The 20,984-nt window shown below is 60.6% G+C and carries 15 protein-coding genes; 1 reads left to right on the top strand and 14 read right to left on the bottom strand.

Going from position 1 to position 20,984, the window contains the following annotated elements; genetic code table 11:
* The first annotated feature begins 152 nt into the window (after positions 1-152).
* A complete protein-coding gene (locus DFO48_RS22885) occupies positions 153-1,184 on the top strand; it encodes a LacI family DNA-binding transcriptional regulator (RefSeq protein WP_114864864.1) in 1,032 nt (343 codons plus the stop codon).
* An 86-nt stretch (positions 1,185-1,270) separates the two neighbouring features.
* On the opposite strand, the gene DFO48_RS22890 is transcribed toward DFO48_RS22885, so the two are convergent.
* The 14 genes from DFO48_RS22890 to DFO48_RS22955 all read right to left on the bottom strand — a co-directional run bounded on the left by DFO48_RS22890 (position 1,271) and on the right by DFO48_RS22955 (position 20,962).
* Entirely contained in the window at positions 1,271-2,317 is a 1,047-nt protein-coding gene (locus DFO48_RS22890) for an adenosine deaminase (protein WP_114864865.1), read from the bottom strand.
* A 186-nt stretch (positions 2,318-2,503) separates the two neighbouring features.
* Positions 2,504-3,478, bottom strand: a complete 975-nt coding sequence (locus DFO48_RS22895; protein ID WP_114864866.1) for an aromatic ring-hydroxylating dioxygenase subunit alpha — start codon at positions 3,476-3,478, stop codon at positions 2,504-2,506.
* 182 nt (positions 3,479-3,660) lie between these two features.
* The gene (locus tag DFO48_RS22900; protein ID WP_034353641.1) at positions 3,661-4,818 is read right to left on the bottom strand and encodes a BMP family ABC transporter substrate-binding protein; all 1,158 of its coding nucleotides are present in this window, start codon (positions 4,816-4,818) and stop codon (positions 3,661-3,663) included.
* Positions 4,819-5,012: 194 nt separating this feature from the next.
* Positions 5,013-6,158 carry a BMP family ABC transporter substrate-binding protein gene (locus DFO48_RS22905; protein ID WP_003073334.1) on the bottom strand — a complete coding sequence of 382 codons (1,146 nt, stop codon included), beginning with the start codon at positions 6,156-6,158 and terminating at the stop codon, positions 5,013-5,015.
* A 52-nt stretch (positions 6,159-6,210) separates the two neighbouring features.
* Positions 6,211-7,131 (bottom strand): ABC transporter permease, encoded by a 921-nt coding sequence (locus tag DFO48_RS22910; RefSeq protein WP_114864867.1) that lies wholly within the window; start codon positions 7,129-7,131, stop codon positions 6,211-6,213.
* Positions 7,132-7,134: 3 nt separating this feature from the next.
* Entirely contained in the window at positions 7,135-8,229 is a 1,095-nt protein-coding gene (locus DFO48_RS22915) for an ABC transporter permease (protein WP_114864868.1), read from the bottom strand.
* Positions 8,222-9,781 (bottom strand): ABC transporter ATP-binding protein, encoded by a 1,560-nt coding sequence (locus tag DFO48_RS22920; RefSeq protein ID WP_114864869.1) that lies wholly within the window; start codon positions 9,779-9,781, stop codon positions 8,222-8,224. The genes DFO48_RS22915 and DFO48_RS22920 overlap by 8 nt, the downstream gene beginning before the upstream one ends.
* A gap of 76 nt (positions 9,782-9,857) precedes the next feature.
* The gene (locus tag DFO48_RS22925) at positions 9,858-10,790 is read right to left on the bottom strand and encodes a LysR family transcriptional regulator (protein WP_003067150.1); all 933 of its coding nucleotides are present in this window, start codon (positions 10,788-10,790) and stop codon (positions 9,858-9,860) included.
* 156 nt (positions 10,791-10,946) lie between these two features.
* A complete protein-coding gene (locus DFO48_RS22930) occupies positions 10,947-13,136 on the bottom strand; it encodes a diguanylate cyclase domain-containing protein (RefSeq protein ID WP_233506498.1) in 2,190 nt (729 codons plus the stop codon).
* 134 nt (positions 13,137-13,270) lie between these two features.
* Positions 13,271-13,909 (bottom strand): Crp/Fnr family transcriptional regulator, encoded by a 639-nt coding sequence (locus tag DFO48_RS22935; protein ID WP_114864886.1) that lies wholly within the window; start codon positions 13,907-13,909, stop codon positions 13,271-13,273.
* Positions 13,910-14,310: 401 nt separating this feature from the next.
* Entirely contained in the window at positions 14,311-16,851 is a 2,541-nt protein-coding gene (locus DFO48_RS22940) for a TonB-dependent receptor (protein WP_114864870.1), read from the bottom strand.
* 143 nt (positions 16,852-16,994) lie between these two features.
* Positions 16,995-17,948 carry a FecR domain-containing protein gene (locus tag DFO48_RS22945; RefSeq protein WP_003073320.1) on the bottom strand — a complete coding sequence of 318 codons (954 nt, stop codon included), beginning with the start codon at positions 17,946-17,948 and terminating at the stop codon, positions 16,995-16,997.
* Position 17,949: 1 nt separating this feature from the next.
* The gene (locus tag DFO48_RS22950) at positions 17,950-18,429 is read right to left on the bottom strand and encodes a sigma-70 family RNA polymerase sigma factor (RefSeq protein WP_003073318.1); all 480 of its coding nucleotides are present in this window, start codon (positions 18,427-18,429) and stop codon (positions 17,950-17,952) included.
* Between the two features lie 328 nt (positions 18,430-18,757).
* On the bottom strand, positions 18,758-20,962 hold the full coding sequence (locus DFO48_RS22955; RefSeq protein WP_114864871.1) for a TonB-dependent siderophore receptor: 2,205 nt from the start codon (positions 20,960-20,962) through the stop codon (positions 18,758-18,760).
* Positions 20,963-20,984 lie beyond the last annotated feature (22 nt).

Genomic DNA, 20,984 nt, shown 5'->3' on the forward strand with positions numbered 1-20,984 from the left:
CGATTTGGCATCTGGGCTGCTTCAATTTTCTTATGAATAATTGATGTAAAGCCAAAATAACCAAATCGATTTGTGCGAAGTAAAGTATACAAAAACTTCAGCAATGCCTGCCGTGCGCTCCGCAATGACCGCCCGCACTCTTGAGGAATTCCATGGCCGACATCCCCAGCCAACGCATCACCATCTCCGACGTGGCCCGTGAGGCCGGTGTTTCACGCACCACGGTCTCGCACGCGCTCAATGGCCGCGGTCAGGTCGACCCGGCCACACGCCTGAAGGTGGAGGAAGCTGCACGCAGCCTCGGCTACCGGCCCAATCGCCATGCGCAGCGCCTGCGCACGGGCGGCGCCAGCATGATTGCGCTGATGTCGTCCATGCCATTCACGGTCTCGGGCGGCCCCTCGCGACTGGGGTTCTTCATGGAAGTGGCAGCTGTCGCGGCCTCGTCGGCGCTGGAGCGCGGCCTGGTCATGGCGCTGGTTCCGCCTCACCGGCCCGGCCAGACTTCGCTGAACCTGCTCGACATCGACGGCGCCCTGGTCATAGAGCCACAAGCCGGCGACCCCCAGCTGGCAGAGCTGCTGCAGCAGGGACTGCCGGTGGTGTCCATCGGCCGCCCCGGTGGCGACAATGTCAACGTGCCCTATGTCGATCTGCTGTCGGGTCCCGCCACGCAGATGCTGCTCACGCATATGCTGGCAGCCGGAGCCAGGCAGATCGGGCTGGTGGTCGGCGCCTCGGAGCGCACTTCCTACAGCCAGGCCGAGCAGGCCTATGCAGCCATGGCAGCCGGTCACGGCATGCAACCTGTGGTGTTGCGCATGGATGAAGCCGAAGGCGAAGACGGCGGCCATGCCGCAGCCCAGCAGTTGCTGGGCGAACACCCCGAGCTCGATGCACTGCTGGTCATGGTCGATGCCTTTGCCGTGGGCGCTGCCCGCTACGCTCAGCAGGCAGGCCTGCGCATTCCCGAAGATCTGATGCTGGCCACGCGCTACGACGGCCTGCGTGCGCGCAGCTGCGAGCCGCCGCTGACGGCACTGGACCTGCATCTGGAAGACATCGCCCAGCAGGCGGTCGACCTGCTGTTCGAGCATCTGCGCGGCGACACCACGAGGCGCATGGCCACCGGACCTTTGCCGGCCCTGGCACTGCGCCGCTCCACGCAAAGAAAGCCCGGCTGAATCGCTTCAACCGGGCTTGCAATTCTCGGAAGCCAGACTATGGACGCTTGTGAAGACGGCCGCTGCGCCGCTCAGCAGTCACTTCGTCAAGCCGCGGCATATTCCCGAAACACTTCGTCGAGGCGTTCAATCCACTCCTGCTTCTGCGCCTGGCTGGCAAAGCTCGCTTCCAGACTGTTGCGCGCCAGCTGGTAGGCCTCGGGCGCACCCATGCCCGTGGCGGCAAATAGCTGGGTGTAGTTTTCGTTGACGTAGCCGCCGAAATAGGCCGGGTCGTCCGAGTTGATCATGACCTTGAGCCCGGCCGCCAGCAACCGCGGCAGATTGTGATCGGCCAGGTCCTTGATCACGCAGAGCTTGAGATTGGACAACGGGCAGACTGTCAGCGGAATCTGCTCCTTGACCAGCCTCTGCATCAGCAGCGCATCCTGCTCGGACTGCACGCCATGGTCTATGCGCTCCACATTCAGCACATCCAGTGCGCCCCAGATATAGGCGGGCGGCCCCTCCTCCCCGGCATGGGCCACCAGGCGCAGGCCCAGCTGCTTGCAGCGTTCAAACACGCGGGTGAACTTCTCGGGCGGATTGCCCAGCTCGCTGCTGTCCAGCCCCACGCCGATGAAGCGATCACGCAGCGGCAGCGCGGCATCCAGCGTCTGCAATGCGCTTTCCTCGCTCAGGTGGCGCAAAAAGCTCAGGATCAGGGAGGAGGAAATGCCCTGCTCGATCTGCGCGTCACGGCAGGCCCGGTACAGACCGTTGATGACGGTCTCCATGGCCACTCCGCGTTCGGTGTGGGTCTGCGGGTCAAAGAAGATTTCCGTGTGCACCACATTGTCGGCCACGGCACGATCCAGATAGGCGCGCGCCATGTCGTAGAAATCCTGCTCATGCAGCAGCACGCTGGCACCCGCGTAATAGATGTCCAGAAAGCTCTGCAGATCTGTAAAGGCATAGGCCGCGCGCAGAGCCTCCACGCTGTCATAGGCCAGGGGTATCTGGTTGCGCTGCGCCAGCGCAAAAATCAGCTCGGGCTCCAGCGAGCCCTCGATATGCATATGCAGCTCTGCCTTGGGCATGGCGCGCAGCAGCTGTGGCAGACGGGAAGCATCTACGGCAGGCACGGTGTTCATCTTTATTCTCCTTGGCGCTACGCGCCGATCAATCTCTAGCCTATCAAACCGGCACAGCTCAGGCCATATGGCCAGCCCCGACAGGTCTGCGACTTCGGCCTTGCGGCCGCAAGCCCGTGGAGCAGCCTACCGGCGAGCCTCATGGACGCCCGGCCGAGGCAGGCGGCAAAGCCTCCCGGGCCGGTCTCAGCAGGTTCCGAAGGCGATCGCCTGGGCCTTCAGGAAGCGGCGATAGGCCGACGACATGCGATCAGCCGCCGAGTGCATTTCCGCACGGGGGTCCAGTGGCAGTGCCTTGGGCAGCTGCGACTCCAGCACCGGCTGGTCCTGCACAAAGATGGTGTGCTGGAAGGTCTGCAACTGCTCGTCGGTCGATTCAAAGTCCGCGACCGCCAGCCGGAACCAGACACGGCTGGTTTCGGGGGTGACGGGGCAGATGAACAGGCCGATCTGCTCGCGCCAGCCCTGCTTGGAGCTGCCCTCTTCCGGAATCTTGGTCAGCACGGCGGTGTAGGCGGCAGTCACCTCGTAGGTGTACTCCACCTCGGCAGCCTGGGTGGAGTGCAGATTGGACTGGGGCTGCACGGCCTTGCAACCCGTCGCCAGCACGCCGGTGGCAGTGGTCTCCACCTTATAGGCGGCAATGGCTGTGGCATCACGGCTGCCCAGCCAGCCTTCGTGCACAAAGCCGAAGTGGGACATGTCGAGGAAGTTCTCGATGATGCGCGGCGCACTGGCTGCCACATCGTAAGGCCCGCAGTTCACCTTGCGCAGATGCTCGTCCGTCTCTGCCGCGAACACCGGCAACTGGCTGTCGGAAGGCTCAAGCCGTACCCAGATCAGGCCATAGGCTTCCTGCACCTCGAAAGCCTGCACGCGCTGCGATGCAGGGGGCGTGAAATCGGGCACTGCTGGCACTTTCACGCACTGGCCACCCGAGGAGAATTGCCAGCCGTGATAGGGGCACTCCAGATGCCCGTTCTCCACACGGCCCATGGACAGGCGTGCACCGCGATGCGGGCAGCGGTCCACAAAGGACTGAACCAGTCCCTCTGCATTGCGCCACAGCACCAGCGGCTGTTCCAGCAGCTGCACGGAAAACGGCGCGCTCACCACATTGGAGGATTGGGCAACAGGATGCCAGAGGGTACGTTCAGTCATGGGGATACTCGTCATTATCGAAATACAAAGGGCCGCTCTGCGGCGGCCCTGTCGCTGCAAGTCGTGTCTGGACGACTGCTAACAGCCAACACTACCCGGCAAACTCCGGGGTCTGCCTTGAAGACATGCGCCACAGGCCGCAATCGGTGCGGCGAGGCGGCGCGATGCCTGATCAGCAGTGCTTACTTGGCGTCGCCACCTGGCACTTTGCCTTCCACGCCCTTGACGTAGAAATTGATGCCTTTGAGGAAACCGTCATCGGCAACCTTGTCGGCAGCGATCAGCTCCTTGCCGTCCTGGCCGGTGATAGGGCCCTTCCAGATGGTGAATGTACCTTCCTTCAGTCCCTTTTTCACGTCCTCAACCTTTGCCTTGAGTTCGGCAGGAATGTCGTCAGCCAGGGACACGATGTCGATCACACCCTCCTTGACGCCCCACCAGGTTTGACGGCTGCTCCACTTTCCTTCCAGCGCGCTGCGGGTGGAATCGATGTAGTAAGGAGCCCAGTTGATGATGGACGAGCCCAGGTGAGCCTTGGGACCGTAGGCCGTCATGTCCGAATCCCAGCCGAAGGCACGCTTGCCCTTTTCCTCGGCCGTCTTCAGCACTGCGGGTGAATCGGTGTTCTGGAACAGGATGTCGGCGCCGCCATTGATCAGGCTGGTCGCAGCTTCAGTCTCCTTGGGAGGGCTGAACCATTCGTTGACCCAGACCACCTTGGTCTTGATCTTGGGATTCACGGACTGGGCACCCAGCGTGAAGCTGTTGATATTGCGGATCACTTCGGGAATCGGCACCGAGCCCACCACGCCCAGGGTGTTGGACTTGGTCATGCCACCGGCAATGATGCCGGCCAGATAGGCACCTTCGTAAGTGCGGCTGTCATAGGTGCTGACATTGGCCGCGGTCTTGTAGCCGGTGGCGTGCTCCCACTTCACGTCGGCGAACTCGGGGGCCAGTTTCTGGATCACGTCCATATAGCCGAAGGTGGTACCGAACACCAGCTTGTTGCCCTGCGAAGCCATGTCGCGCAGCACGCGCTCAGCATCGGCGCCCTCGGGCACGCTCTCCACATAGCTTGTCTTGATCTTGTCACCGAACTCTTTTTCCAGAGCCTTGCGGGCCTGGTCATGGGCAAAGGACCAGCCACCGTCGCCCACCGGGCCGACATAAGCAAAAGCAATCTTCAGGGGTTCCGGAGCAGCGGCTGCAGGAGCGGCAGCGGGGGCTGCTGCCGGCGCAGCTGCTTCCTCCTTCTTGCCGCAGCCTACGAGAGCGGCCGAGGCAATAGCCGTCAGTGCGGCGACCTTGATCAATGAACGCTTGTGCAAATCAGTCATTAAAGTTTCCTTGGAACAAAGAGTGAGGTTTGAAACCGATAGGAGCGCAATCCCATGGGTACCGGTTACACCTTGGGCAATATATGCATAAACTGCGCCAAATTGCAGATAGGTATCCTGAAAACGACAGCGCAAAAAGAAAGGCCCCTCAGGGCCTTTGATCGGACGCTGCTCAGGCGCCCCGCAAACAGTGCTTATTTGGCACCGGGCACCTTGCCCTCGATACCGTTCACATAGAAGTTGATGCTGCGCAGCCAGGCATCATCGGCAACCTTGCCGGCTTCCAGCAATTCCTTGCCTGTGTTGTCCTTGATGGGACCTGTCCAGACGGCGAAGGAGCCGTCCTTCAGGCCGGCGCGAGCCTTCTCAACCTTGTCCTTGATTTCCTGGGGTACGTCGTCAGCGATCTTCTTCAGGTCGATGGCGCCTTCCTTCACACCCCACCAGAAGTTGCCGGTCTGCCACTTGCCGGCCAGCGTGTCCTCCACCACCTTGCTGTAGTAGGGAGTCCAGTCGATCACGGCCGAGCCCAGATGAGCCTTGGGCGCGAAGCCGCTCATGTCGCCGTCCTTGCCGAAGGCACGAGCGCCGCGCTCTTCAGCCGTCTTCAGCACGGCGGGAGAGTTGGTGTTCTGGTACATCACGTCCACGCCGCCGTTGATCAGGCTGTTGGCGGCTTCGGATTCCTTGGGAGGAGCAAACCACTCGTTCACCCAGACCACCTTGGCCTTGATGGAGGGATCGATGCTCTGGGCGCCCAGCACAAAGCTGTTGATGTTACGCACCACTTCGGGGATTGGCACCGAAGCCACCACGCCCACGGTCTTGGTCTTGGTCATGGCACCTGCCACGATGCCGGCCAGATAAGCGCCTTCAAAGGTCTTGGTGTCGTACACGGCTGCGTTGTCGGCCGTCTTGTAGCCGGTGGCGTGCTCAAACTTCACATCCTTGACGTCTGCGGCGACCTTTTGCACAAAGTCCTGATAGCCGAAGCTGGTGGCGAAGACCAGCTTGTTGCCCTGGCCGATCATGTCGCGCATCACGCGCTCGGCGTCTGCAGACTCTGGCACGCTCTCGACCATGGAAGTCTCGATCTTGTCGCCGAACTTCTCCTGGATGGCCTTGCGGCCCAGCTCGTGCTGGTAGGTCCAGCCGCCGTCGCCGATGGGGCTCACATACATGAAGCCGATCTTGAGCTTGTCGGCAGCAGGAGCTGCCGCAGGTGCGGCGGCGGGAGCTGCAGGTGCTTCCTCCTTCTTGCCGCAAGCGGTCAGCACAGCCATGGAAACAGCCGACAGGCCGATCATCTTGATCAGAGCGCGTTTGCCCAGAGTTGTCATTGAAGTTGTCCTCTCATTATTTTTGAAAAACGGATTGCACCACATTTGGGCATCACGCTCCAGGGTAGAAGGGTTTTCCCAGGGAAGCCGGCATATTGGCTCGAATCCAGGTCGGATTACGCGAGATCAGCACCAGCACCACGATGGTGGCCAGGTAGGGCAGCATGGACAGAATCTGGCTGGGCACCTGAACCCCAGTGGCCTGCAGATGGAACTGCAACATGGTCACGCCGCCAAACAGATAGGCGCCCAGCAGAACACGGGCCGGCCGCCAGGTCGCGAAAGTCGTCAGCGCCAAAGCGATCCAGCCTCGGCCCGAAACCATGTTCTCCACCCACAGCGGCGTGTAGACCACGGAGATGAAGGCGCCCGCCAGACCGCACATGGCACCGCCAAACATCACGGCCATCAGACGGATGCGGCGCACGGGGTAGCCCAGGGCATGGGCCGAGGATGGCGACTCGCCGACCGAGCGCAACACCAGGCCCGCACGCGTGCGGTACAGAAACCAGACCATCAGGGCGGCCAGCACGATGGCACCGTATACCAGCGGGTGCAGCGTGAACAAGGCCGGGCCCACGAGCGGCAGATCTGCCAGACCAGGAATGGAGTACTTGGGCAGCTCGGGCAGCTTGGCCTGTACATAGCCCAGGCCTACAAATGCCGAAAAGCCCGCGCCGAACAGCGACAGCGCAAGACCGGTTGCGTACTGGTTGGTGTTGAACCAGATCACCAGCCCGCCAAAGATGGCGGCCAGCAAGGCCCCTGCCAGCATGCCCGCACCAAAGCCCACCCAGGTATTGCCGGTGTGCACGGTAGCGGCAAAACCGGCAATGGCGGCGCAAAGCATCATGCCTTCGGCGCCGAGATTGACGATGCCCGATTTTTCATTGATCAGCAGGCCCAGGGCCGCCAGCGCCAGAACAGTGCCGGCGCTGAGGGTGGAGCCCAGCAGCAGTGCATAGGATTCCATGAATCAGGCTCCCTTCACTGCAGAAATGGCGCCGCCGACCTTCTTCGCCACCCAGCGGATGCGATAGGCCACCAACGTGTCGCAAGCCAGCAGCGCGAACAGCAGCAGACCCTGGAAGACGCCGGTCAGCGCCTTGGGCAGGCCCAGACGCGACTGCGCCAGCTCGCCACCGATATAAAACATGCTCATGAGAATGGCCGAGAAAATCATGCCCACAGGATGCAGGCGCCCCACAAAGGCCACGATGATGGCCGCAAAGCCGTAGCCAGCGGGCACATAGGGCGTGAGCTGACCCAAGGGGCCAGCGACTTCCAGCGCCCCCGCCAGACCAGCTGTAGCGCCGGAAATCAGCAGCGCCGTCCACAGCGCCTTGCGCGAGGAAAAGCCGGCATAGCGTGCCGCCGACGGCGCCAGGCCGCCGACTTGCAACGCGAAACCCGCACGCGTGCGAAACAGAAATGCCCACAGCAGGCCGGCTCCCACCAGCGAGATGATGACGCCGATATTCATGCGCATTCCCTGCACCAGCCGAGGAATCTGCGTGACGCGCTCAAAGCTCTTGGTCTGCGGGAAGTTGTATCCCATGGGGTCCTTCCAGGGACCATAGACCAGATAGCCCAGCACCAGCGTGCCCACATAGACCAGCATCAGGCTGACCAGAATTTCGTTGGCGTTGAAGCGGTCGCGCAGCAAGGCCACGATGCCCGCCCAGAGCATGCCACCCAGCATGCCGGCGATCAGGATAGCCGGCACGATCCAGGGCCCTGTGGTCTTGTCTGCCAGCAAGGCAATGCCTCCTGCAGCCACCGCCCCGATGACGAACTGGCCTTCGGCACCGATATTCCAGACATTGGAGCGAAAGCATACGGCCAGCCCCAGCGCAATCAGCAGCAAAGGCGTGGCCTTGACAGCCAGCTCGCCCAGGGCATAGCCCGATCTGATGGGTTCCCAGAAAAAGGCCTGCAAGCCCTTGACCGGATCCTTGCCCAGCAGGGCGAACAGGCAGACCCCGACCAGCACGGTGATCAGCAACGCCAGAATTGGCGAGCCATAGGTCCAGAACTTGGACGCCTGGGGACGTTGTTCCAGCTTAAGCATGGGCACCTCCCTGCACCGCCGACGCATCCCACAGCCCGCTCATCCATTCACCAATCTGCTGCACAGTGGCAGCTGTTCTATCCACCGAAGGACTCAGGCGGCCCTTGGCCACCACATGCAGGCGGTCACAAATCTCAAACAACTCGTCCAACTCCTCGCTGACCACCAGCACGGCGCAACCCTGGTCGCGCAGCTTGAGAATCTCGCCCCGAATCTGCGCAGCAGCCCCCACATCCACCCCCCAGGTGGGCTGAGAGATGATGAGCAGACGCGGCTTGGCATCAATTTCACGACCCACGATGAACTTCTGCAGATTGCCGCCCGACAGCGACTGCGCGGCCGAGTTCGGGCCGCCGGCCTTGACGTTGAAGCGACCGATGATGTCCCGCGCCTGCGACTGAAGCGCCGCCATGCGAATCCAGCCGCCCTTGCCGACTGCGGTCTTGCGCGTCAGCAACAGGTTGTGGGCCAGGCCCATGCTGGGCACGGCCCCGCGCCCCAGCCGTTCTTCCGGCACGAAATGCAGGCCCATGCCACGGCGCCGGCTCGGCCCCATGCGTCCCACGCCCTTGCCCAGCAACTGCACAGCCTCTGCCTCGGCGCGTGTGTCCTCGCCGGACAGCGCATACATCAGCTCTTTCTGGCCGTTGCCGGAGACGCCTGCAATGCCGACGACTTCGCCCGCACGCACCTGCAGCGCAATGCTCTGCAGATCGACACCGAAGGGATCCTGGCTTCTGAGCGACAGGCCCTGCACACGCAGCACGGTATCGCCGGTATTCGCCGTACGGTGCTCCAGCTCCGGCGGCTCCGAGCCGATCATCATGCGCGACAGCGAAGCATTGGTCTCGTTGGCCGGGTTGCACTCCCCCGTCACCACCCCGCCGCGCAGCACCGTACAGGCCGTGCACAGCGAGCGGATTTCATGCAACTTGTGGCTGATATAGAGGATGGAGCAACCTTCCGCGGCCAGGCGGCGCAGCACCACAAACAGCATCTCCACGGCCTGGGGCGTGAGCACCGAGGTGGGTTCGTCCAGAATCAGCACCCGGGGATTGGTCAACAGGGCGCGGATGATTTCCACGCGCTGCATTTCGCCGACGGAAAGCGTGTGCACGGGACGATGCGGGTCCACCTCCAGCCCGTAATCACGGGCCGTGGCCTGAATGTTCTCGATCACCTTGGCCAGTGCGATGCTCTTGTCCAGGCCCAGCCAGACGTTCTCGGCCACGGTCAGCGTGTCGAACAGGCTGAAATGCTGGAACACCATGGCAATGCCCAGTGCCCGGGCTTCCTGCGGATTGCGGATCTGCACCGGCTTGCCGTCGACCAGGATCGCTCCCTCGTCAGGCTTGACCGCGCCGTAGATGATCTTCATCAGCGTGGACTTGCCAGCGCCGTTTTCGCCCAGAATGGCGTGGATCTCGCCGGGCTTAACTTTCAGCGATACCTTGCTGTTTGCAATCACAGCCGGGTACCGCTTGGTAATACCCTCCAACTGCAAACGCGCAGGCGCACTCGCAGATGGGGAATGTGTCGGGGGGGGATTCATCGCTGGATTGTCTCTCAATTCAAATAACAAATTGACTCAAACAGGCTCTACGCGCTGAACAGGAATACGATACAAGCTATTGATTTCGCAGCGTTAGTGCAACATTGCGAACCACCTCTCGCAGCCAGCGTGTGGCGGCACCAGCATGCGAACGCGCATGCCAGAGCTGGTAATAGACCAGCGGAGGGAATTCCACAGGGCAAGGCAGTATGGCCAGGGACAGACGTTCGCTGAAACGCTCACAGAACAATCTGCCCGAGGTCATGACAAGCAAGCTTGATGCCACCATGTCGGGAATCAGACTGAAATGCGCGCAGCGTGCCACCACCTGGCGGCTCAAACCCATGCCTGCCAACTGTTCATCTATCACGCCCAGGGCACCGGGATAGGCCGGGGTTGGCGCAATGTGCTCGGCCTGCAGCCATTGCTGCACGTCCCAGCCCCTGCGCACTGCCGGATGCTTGGGACTGACCAGACAGACCACCTCGTCCTCGAACAGCTTGGCCATGTGCAGGCCCTCCGGAGGCTGCGGCCAGTTGCCGATGACGACGTCGATCTCGCCATCGGCCAGTTGCCCCTCGTAATGCGCCTCGGCGCTCAGCGGCAGGAAGTCCACCGGACAATGCGGGGCCTGGGCCTTCATGGCCGACATCAGCCGTGGCAGGAACTGGGGATCCAGATAGTCGCTGGCCGCAATGCGGAAAGTACGAGTCGAGGTGCGCGGGTCAAACTGCCGCGCATCGCTGAACAGCCCCTCGGCTGCACGCAGGATGTCTGCCGAGGGTTGCACCATGCGCAGCCCCACATCGGTAGGCTGCATCTGTGCCCCGGAACGCACCAGCAAAGGGTCGCCAGCGAGCTCGCGCAGACGCCGCAGGGCTGCAGACACCGCCGGCTGGTGCATGCCCAGCCGCAGCGCCGCACGGGAGACGCTGCGCTCCGTCAGCACCGTGTGCAGCACCCTGATCAGGTGCAAATCTATCTTGTCGAACAAGGTCTGGTCACGCATAGGTCATGGGCATCCGGGCGCTGTGGCACGGCCAGCCTCATCCATTTTTGTATACAAAGCAGCCGCAGAGCGTAACTCAGTCAGCCCCTTTGAGCAGCCAAGGGATTGCCCTCTAGGCTGTCATATCTGCCTTGAATTCAGTATGCGCAATCCGACTCAGACTGCTGCGGTCATCACTTCCACACGGTTGCGCCCCTTGCGCTTGGCGGCGTAGCAGGCCATATCGGCCCCCTTGAAGGCGCTGGCCGCCGTGTGGTAGCTGGCATCCAGCAGCAACATGCCGATGCTGGCGCTCAACATATAGCGCTGCCCCTGGTAGGAGCCCTCCCAGTCCTGGATGGCCATGCACAGCAGTTGCGCATGGCGCATTCCCTCCTCACGGCTGATTCCGGCCATGAGAATGGCAAATTCATCGCCTCCAACCCTGGCCACCCAGCCATGGGGCCGCACCGTGGACTCGATCAGGCGCGCAATATGGCCGAGCACCTCGTCACCCACTTCACGCCCGCCCTGGCGATTGACCTGAGAGAAGTGGTCCAGGTCTACATACAACACGATGCCATGCGCTTTGGGCTCGCTCTGCGAACGGGCGGTCACATTCGCACCTCCCAGACTCTCCAGATAGTCGGGAGTCGTATATTCGCGCAGCCATTCCTTGAGCCGCAGAGCAAACGCCGTTCGGTTGGGCAGGCGGGTCAAGGGATCGTGCATGGCTTTCCAGCTCGATTGCTCGCGCAACTGCCGCTGCGTGGTCACATCCTCCAGCTCCCAGACCAGGTATTGACCATCCAGCGCCTTGCCCGACTGCTCCCAGGCCCTGTGCATGCGCTGCATGCTCTGACCGTGAATTCGCACCCATACCGGCCTTGCATCCTTGCGTACCAAGCAGACTTCGCTATCAAACTGCCCATAAGTATCCAGAGCCCGCCGGACCCTCCCCATCAGATCCTCATAGTCGGCATCGCTGGCACACAGACCACGCACAGCCAGGCCCTGCATTTCCTGAGGCTGATAGCCAAGTACTCTGGCGGCCTGCATGCCCACACGCTGCACCGTTGAGCCATGCGTCACGATCAAACCTACGGGGGCATAGTCCATCAACGTCTGCAACTGCATCTGCAAATCACGCTCCAGCTCGCCATGCGCCTCATATCCACCGCCCAGGGCCTGCAATGCAGTGCGCAGGGTCTGGGCCTCTCCCCAGTCATGATCGGACAGGCCATGCCACCAGTTGCCCCTGCGGCTGGCCGAGTCCACTTCCAGCATCAGCCCGCGTCGAGAAGCCTGCTCTGCCGAGCGAAACAAGGCCGTCAGCGGATAGGCGATCAGGCAAAGCACCGCTCCAAGCAGTCCAGCCAGTACCAGCAGGGCCGTGGCCAGCCAGCCCATCATCTTGACCGAGACTCCCGGCACCCATTCCTGAACGTTGCTGACTTTCAGCAGAGTCCATTGCGCCCAAGGCAGCGGCATGGCGCTCCAGAGTTGGTTATTTCTCTGCTCACTGACCGCACCGGTCTGAGCGGTCTTGAGCCAAGCTTGATCCAGCCCGCGAGGCAGCGCAGCATCGGCCAAGGCAGGGGGCAATTGCCACTGCCCTTTGCTGCTGAGAGCCAGCGGACGCAGGTCACGGTCGATCAGCAGCAGCTGGCTACCCGCTTCGGCAGAGGCGACTTCCAGTGAAAACAACACTGACAAAGGCGTCCGGTAGCTACCGCCAAGAACGCCCTGCAACTTGCCTTGCAGATCACGCACCGGCACGACATTCTGAAACTCCAGCTGCAGGCCCGCATCACCGGGACGCACCCAGGCTTGAGTGATCGGCTTGCCCTCTGCCAATGACCGCTTGAGCACTTCGCGCAGCGGCTCTTCAAGCTGTTCTGCGGCCAGCGCCTGCTCCTGATGCAAATTGACCAGCAACTGCCCTTTTCCATCAGCCAGCTGAAGTTGCTCATACTGCTGTGCCATGGAGGTGGGCTGCTTGAGCATGGCCTGCAGTGACTCCTGAGAATCATGCATATGGCCCGCCAGCACAGAGGACAGACTATGTAGGGGTTTTTGCTGCTGCTCGACTCTGAAGGCCAGCGAACGAACCGCGTATTCCAACGCTTTGGTCTGTGCCGGCAGCGCTCCGTCCATGACCGCCCGACGCAGGGAATAAGCCACCCAGCCCGCAGCGCCAGCTCCAACCAACAGCACGGCAATCATGGCAACAAGCACCATGCTGCGCAGCATGGGGCCCGGGCCTATGCGTATCCGCCCAGACTGTGGCGCGGCAGCAACCTCCTCTGGCTGCGACGGTGCAACCCATGGCGGCTCTGCTTGCAGGGAGAAGACAGCATCTGACATGGGCCTCAATATAGAGAGCCGATGTCTGCAACCCAACGAGAGGAAACCCCGGAGATTGTCGACAAATGCTACGCCGCAAGCTCCTGCTCAGAGCACAAGCCAAGCGCTGCATGGCCTGCAACCCGGCCCAGTATTTACCCCAGCGCCAGCACCTCCAGTGCGCCGGGTTTGGGTAATTCAATGACATTGCCTCGCCCGGCAATCAGCCCATGCTCTCGCAACTGCCTGAGCACGCGTGAGAATGTTTCCGGCGCAATACCCAGTTGCGCTGCAATCAGGCGCTTGCGTGCCTTGAGCGTGACATGCAGGGCATTGCCATTTCCCCCCGGGCTCGCATGGTTCAGCAGCCACTGGGCGCAGCGAGCTTCGGCGTCCTGAGCCAGGCGACTGACCGCCAGCTCGGTCTGCGCGCAATAGGCCCCGGCCAGATCTTTGAGCAAGTGCTGCACGGCAGGAGCGAGCTCCGCCACAGAGCTTAGAAAGCGCGCCAGCGGAATGATGTAGATGCGCCCAGCCGTCTGCGCCTGCATATCGAGGCAGGAAGGACGCTCTTGCAGCGCAAAAGCGGCATCCAGCCAAGTCGGCCCTTCCACCTGCCCCAGCTGATGGCGCATGGCTGAATCCTGCCCGACCCCGAGCATAACGCTGCCGCTTTCCAGATACAGCACCGAATCGAGGGGTTGGCGACGTTGCCTGAGCCAAGAGCCTGGAGCAAAGCTCTCAGGCTGCCCAAACGTGGAAGCGATTTGCGACATGGAGGGCATGGTGAACATATGCGCCACACTGTGCCGGGCTTTGCCCCAGCTCATATTGAGCCAAGTCAACAAGCCAGGCCGAGCAGCAAAAAGGGCCGCAGTCGAAACTGCGGCCCTTTGCACCTGACAAGTCGATATTCCAGATCGACAATGTCGTAAACACCATTCAGCCCACTGAAACAGACACGTCCAGGCGCCTCATATCGCTGCATCTTTTTGCCCGTCGACCATGGGTTGCCGATAGCCGTCATTCCTTACCGGACGCAGGAGTTCAGCTAAGGGCGGCAGACTCTCAGGGAACGCTGTCAAGAATACGGCAAGCAGCAGATGCAGTACCTCGCCGTCAAAACAGCTCAATCAGATCAGGCGCTGCTGTCGCAAATCATCGCCATTCTTCGATCGGCTGGTATGACGCGCATCTACCAAGTGTGTGCATAGCTGACTCGCAATACCGTGCCCGCTGCAGGCAGGCGGCTGGTGTTGTTGTTATTGCGAAGCAGCTGGCTGTATAGCGGGAAGTAGTTGCGGTTGAGCAGGTTTTCCACACCGAGCGATACGCGGTTCTTGGAATCGATTTTCCATTGGCTGATCAAGTCCACTGTGGTGTAGCCTCTGGTGTCATGGCGCCCAAAGCTGGTCTTGCCATCCAGGCGGTAATCCTTGGAGGCATATGTGCTTGCCTGGATGCGGTGGCTCCAGCTGGCATTGGGACGGTATTCCACATAGGCAGTCAGTTTGAGGGGCGGAATACGATAGCCCGTCATGTCCTGATAAAGGCTTGAGCCCTGCGGGAGTTCACGACCCTTCATCCAGGTAATGCTCCCACCGCTGCTCCAGCGGTCATCGTCGCTGAAGTAGTCGAGGCCACCTTCGATCCCCCGGATTTTTTCTTTGGTTCGCAGCAGCGTGAGTCCGTTGTTGAAGCTCTGCACGGCGCCGAGGTCGGAGCTCGATTGAAAGGCTCCCAGGTTGGCAATGACGTTGGAAAACTTCCCGCGCCAACCGACTTCTACGGTATCTGTTTTGACTGCCTGCAGGTTGGAGTTGCCGATGTTGAAGCCCGCTGTGGCATTGCGTACCACGACCCCGATATCCGGCAGCTCAAAGCCCTGGCTGTAGGACGCATAGAACTCGTGCCCCTTGACAGGTGCAAAAACCGTGCCCAGGTTGTAAGACCATGAGCCATATTTAACGGTGCCGCCAGCCACGGACTGGGGGCTGGGCAATTTAGATTGCGACAAAGGGGTGAAGTCGTTGAAGCTGGCCTGAGCTCGGTCGTAGCGCGCCCCGCCCTCCACAGACCACTGATCGCTGAATTTGTGTTGCAACTGGGCAAAGGCGCCAATGCTTCGGGTCGTGACCTGAGGCATATAGATCAAGCGGCCAATCTTGTTGAACACCAGACCTCCACTGGCGTCATAGGCCTTGGGATCAAAGATATCGATCGGCATGTCGGTGCGCTCGTGATTGAAGTCCGCACCCCAGATCAGCAAGGTGTTCTTCTCTTGTCCGAGAGGTGTTTTGATGGTCAGGCGACCACCGAACACATCGGAGTTCTGCATCGACTGATCGACGTTGGCGCCTCGCACAGGAACGGCGCGTGCATCGAAGGGCGCAAAGCGTGTATAAAAATCCCGGTAATAGAGTTGAGCCGCCACGGCGCTGCCCGCGAGATCGCGGTTCTCATAGTCAAGACCCAGCATGGTGTTCTTGATCTGGTTTTGATCTGCAAGTACCAAGCCCTTGATAGGCCTGGCTGCAGCCGTACCTGCGGGCAAGCGGGCCACTGACGGATCGGATGCATAGTCGGTGTCCTGGCTGGCGTTGTAATGGCTCGCGGAGAACTGAAGCCGTTGATTTGCGTCCAGCTTGAAGCCGATCTTGGCGGACGCGTTGTAAATATCGGAGTCGAACAAGTCTCCCTGGCTAGGCTCGGGTGCAATGCGGCGCCCCTTGGCATCGAATGAGCCTCCGACATGCTTGGCGCCCAGGCTGACGGAATAGTCGACCACATCGCCGCCGCCAGAAAGATAGTGCTGGATTTCAGCTCCAAGCCCGGCGCCTCTGAGTTTGGACAGCGGTGCAGATCCCGTCACTATGGTCTCTGCTTTGGTCTCGCCCGATGGGCGTTTGGTACGCACAGAGATGATGCCGCCTGCTGCGCCGCTGCCGTAGATGGCGCTGCTGCCGCGAAGCACCTCGATCTGTTCGATGTCCGCTGGGTTGATGTTGGCGAGGTTTCTGGATGAGTCGCGATTGGTGTTCAGCGGAACGCCGTCCACGAGGACAAGCATGTTCCGGCCACGCAGAGTCTGCCCATAGTCGGTGATTGTGTGGCTGGAATCTGCCATCCCTGGGACGACTTTGCTGAGCATGGTTGCCAGACTGTCGGAGCCTTGCCGAAGTTGCTGAACTTCTTCACCTTCGAGAATACTGACCTGCCTAGACGGCGCAACGAGATTATTCTGGGTACGTGCCATCACCGTAACGGCGGCAAGTTCGGGAGAGCCTTGGTCGCTGGCGGGCACGGAAGCACTGCTCTTTTGCTCGATGGATGCCTTGGTGGTCCCCGGGACTTCCAGTGCATAGTTGCCTTCACTTAGACGAAGTGCATTCAGTCCCGAGCTTTCCAGCAAATGTGCAAAACCGCTATCGACGGTGTGGAAACCAGACAGGCCGGCTGTACGCTTGTCCTTGAGTCTGCTCAGGTCCACGCTGAGATTGATGCCTGCCTGAGCTGCAAAATCCATCAGTGCAGGACCGAGCGGGCCAGCGGATACCTGATAGGACTTCTGCGCAGGACTGGTAACCTGATCTGCAGCGTAAGCCGCTGGCATGAGCAAACCGATAGCGGTTGTGCCGACGATGGCAACAAGAATTCCTCCGACTGCCGTTGCGACCGGGTGCTGTCGCGTCGCTTTGGCGTTCCTGTTGAGTTTCCGGACGTATTTTTCAGGCATCTACTCAATCCTCTTGGCTGTCAATAAACGGGTCTTGATGCACTTGACAGGCGAGATTGAAAAACAGGACAGCGATTTGACAGAGTCATCGCTGCCACCTGAATTTCGGAGGACGGCATGCGAGAGCCAGATCCTGAGAAACTTCAGGAACGCGTGACGGTTATCCAGTAACGGGTGCGTTGCTGCCTATGGATTGGCATGGTCCGAGCCAGCAACTCGAGAATGCGATCTGTATCGCGCAAATGGAATGTGCCAGACACGAGCAGCTCAGCAGCACTTGGATCACAGCGCAGGATTCCTTCGCGATAGCGCTGCAACTCCTCCAGGAAGTCAGCCAGGCGCATGTTCTCGGCATACAACACACCCCGAGTCCAGGCATCGGCGTGGGGCGGCAGCGAAGTGAAGGCCCCCGCCTTGTGAGCATCGAAGTTCACTTGCTCGCCAGCCTGCACGACAAGGGATTGCCTGGAATGCGCAGGCATTACCTGCACCGCGCCTTGCAGCACCGACAACGTCGTGCTTCGCGCATGCTTTCGAACGATGAATTTGGTGCCCAGTGCCTGCAGCCGCCCATCGGCAGTCTGGACAACAAAGGGCAAAGTCTTGTATTCGCTCAGGTGTGCGGTTTCCACCAGAATCTCACCAGCAAGATGCTGGATCAGACGTTCTTTGCCATCGAACTGAACGCTTATTGCGGAAGCCGTATTCAACAGCACCTGACTGTTGTCAGCCAAGGTCAGTTCGCGTCGCTCGCCTGTTGCTGTTCTGAAGTCCGCATTCCAGATGTGCCATGGCAGATAGCGGTAGGAGAGCCAGCCAAGCATTGGAGTTGCCAGAGCGAGTGCCGATGCACGCAGAATCTGCCGGCGATTTCCTGCAGCACGTGGACGATCCAGAACGGCCATGCCAACTGCCGAAGGAACACTATCCATTCGGAATTTCAGCTGCTCTATGCGTTGCCAGATTTCCTCGTGAGTTGCACTGAGGCTGCGCCATCGAGCAAGCTCGGCCTGCTCAGCTTCGCTGAAGTCCGATGCATGCCGGCGAGCCAGCCATTGAGCGGCCTCATCGAGAATGCTTGCATCGATTGCACTCATTTCAGGCATCCAGCATCACACGCAGGCATTGCCGGAAGCCTTGCGCCATATAGCGGGTGACCGTACGCACGCTTACTTGCATCTGCGTGGCGATCTCCTCATAAGCAAGCCCTTCGAGCTGTGAAAGCAGGAATGCAGTGCGAACTTTCGTTGGAAGCTCTCCCAGCAATGCATCCAGCTCTTCCAGGGTCTCCAGCAAGATAGCTCGGGCCTCCGCGGAGAGCGCGGTAGCCTCAGGCAACAGCTGCAAGGAGGCAAGATATGCCTGTTCAAGCGAGCGGCGTTCCAGGTGATTGATCATCAATCGCCTGGCAACGGTTGTCAGATAAGCCCTGGGCTCTCTGATGTCTTCGATTGCTTGCGTTCTGGCAGTTGTCCAAATGCGCGTGAATGTGTCCTGCGCAATGTCTGCCGCATCGCAGCGGTCACCAAGCTTGCGCTGCAGCCAGGAGATCAGCCAGCGGTTGTGCAGTGTGTACATGCTGCCAAGTGCTTCACTGGCGATGCTGTTGGCGTGGATGGGCACCGAAGTCTCTCGTGCATTGGAAATGCAACGATTCTACATAAATGATACCCATTCTCACTTATTAAGAAGCCCCACCGCCCAGCGGGCACAGCCCTCTGCCAGGCCAGATCCGGTCCGGCCGGGCGTCATCACAGACATGAAAAGCGGCCGCACAGATGCATTCGCTGCGCGGCCGTCGTCAAAGGATCTCGGATCCGTATCTGTTCGGAATTAGCAAGAGCGTCGTCGACCTGGAGACCAGAGGCCTGGCTGCAAACTCCAGCCCCCCTCCAGTACGCTCGCGTCAGAAGTCAACCGTTGCCGACAGTGCAAGCGTACGTGGCGCCCCCAGTGCCAAGCTGGACAGCAGTGGCATGCCCCAATAGGCCTTGTTGGAAACGTTCAGCACCGTCGCACGAAACGTGACTGGGTTGCCGGCGACCTTGGTTGCATAGCGTGCACCGATGTCGTAGGTCACACGACCTGCCGCCCAAAGGCTGTTGTCCGCACTGATATATTGCTTGGACACCGCCGTTGCATTACCTGTAACAGTCAGCCCAGGAATGGCAGGAACATCCCATTCAGCACCCAATTTTCCTTGCAGCTTGGGTACACCCGTGGCGACTTTGCCCTGATTGACACCGCCTGCAGTCTGCGTCAGCTTGGGGGCGGTGTAGGCAATCCCGCCCATCATGCGTACGCCACGCAGCGGTGATCCCCAGAAACCCCATTCGATGCCGCGATTGCGCTGCTCCCCGCCGAACGAGAAGATATTGGTGACCGGGTCCGTATAGCTGCTGGGGCGTGTGATCTCGAACAGACTGAGCGTGTGCGCAAATTCCCCAAGATCAAGTTTGACACCCACTTCTTTCTGCTTGGTCTTGTAAGGCGCAAACACTTCACCCGCGTTTGCAGCGGTCATTGGTGCGGTTGCGCCCTGGCTCAGGCCTTCGATGTAATTGGCATAGGCCGAAACATGCTCCGTCGCCCTGAACAGCAATGCCGCAGCAGGCGATGTGGCACTTTGGTCATATCGCGAGGTCCGCGCCCCCGTGGTGATGCTGAAGGCGTCGCTGACCACTTGCTGGCGGCGCACACCCAGGGTGAGTTGCACGCGATCTTCGGCAAATGACATGGTGTCCGCCAGACCATAGCTGCTCAGGCGCACCTCGGTGTGTGAGATGTGCGGCGCAACAAAGGGCGCTTCCGGCCCCCAGACCGGGTTGTAGAGGTTGGTGGTCCAGTCTGCACCCGGCACGCTGCGGCGCCCATAGTCGTCCTGCTTGTGAGCATAGTGCGTTGCATTGAGCGCCCATTGATGCTTGATGGCTCCGGTTTGGAGCCTTCCCTTGAGACCAATTTCAGCCGAACGCTTTTTCTGCTCGAAGGCCAGTTGTCCCATGGCGGTCTTGAAATCGCCCGCAGCGTTGAGCACCTGAGCCGACATCGCGCCGTTGTATTCATAGTCGGTTTTGCTGACGCCGAAGGCCGCGTAAGCCATTACCTGATCGTTCACATCGAATTCACCGCGCACCATCGCCGCCTTGTCCTGGTTGTGCACATGCGACCAGTTGGGGTTCAGCAAGGTCTCAGGCTTGGGCGGCCTGGGAATGGCTACACCCGGGGCCAGACTGATACCGCGTGTCACGCCGTTCACGCGGTCATCGCTGGAGTAGAAGTCGGCGGAGATCCGGGCTCGATCGCCGCGCCAGTCAAGGCCCAGCGAGGCAAGCCTGGATTTCTTGTCCTGCTGGTTTACCGCCCCTTCACCTCCACGGTAAACACCATTGAAGCGGATGCCGAACTGCTTGTCTGCGCCAAATCTGCGTCCCAGATCAATATGGCCGCCAAACTGCGAATCCGACATATAGGTGGTAGTCAGCCGCGTGATGGGATCGCTGGCAGCGCGTTTGGGAACCAGGTTGACGGATCCCCCCACTGATCCTCCAGGGGGCATGCCATTGAGCAATGCGGACGGTCCTTTGAGGACTTCGATGCGCTCGAACATCTCCGGCGTGGTGCGGTAGTACGGTGCCATGCCATAGAGACCGCCCAGCGTCATGTCAGAGCTGCCCGAAGAGAAACCGCGAATCGAGTAGTTCTCGCTCCATGACGCTGCAACCCCATTGCTGAACACCGTGGGATCGGTGGCTGAGATCACATCGGTAATGGTCTGTGCCTGACGATCCTGCGTGAACTTTTCGGTATAGCTGATGGTGTTGAAGGGCGTCTCCATGAAGTCCTTGTCTCCCAACAGGCCGACACGACCGCCGGAATTGACCTGCCCCCCCGCATAAGGAGCGGTAACGGGAGCGACTTTTTCTTGCACGGTGACCTGTGGCAGAGTGGCCTCGGCATCGCTGGTTTGCACTTGGGCGTGCGCCGCTCCCGCCAGTTGACTGCCCATGGCCAGTCCCAGCAGCACATAGGGGCACATCACGCTGCGCCGGCGCGCAAATGGAGGAGTCGTCAGAGAGTTTTGTGAAATGAGACCTGGGTTCTTGGGCATACCCGATTCCTGTCGATACATG

This window comes from Comamonas sp. AG1104, from assembly GCF_003350425.1.
Lineage (GTDB): Bacteria > Pseudomonadota > Gammaproteobacteria > Burkholderiales > Burkholderiaceae_C > Comamonas > Comamonas testosteroni.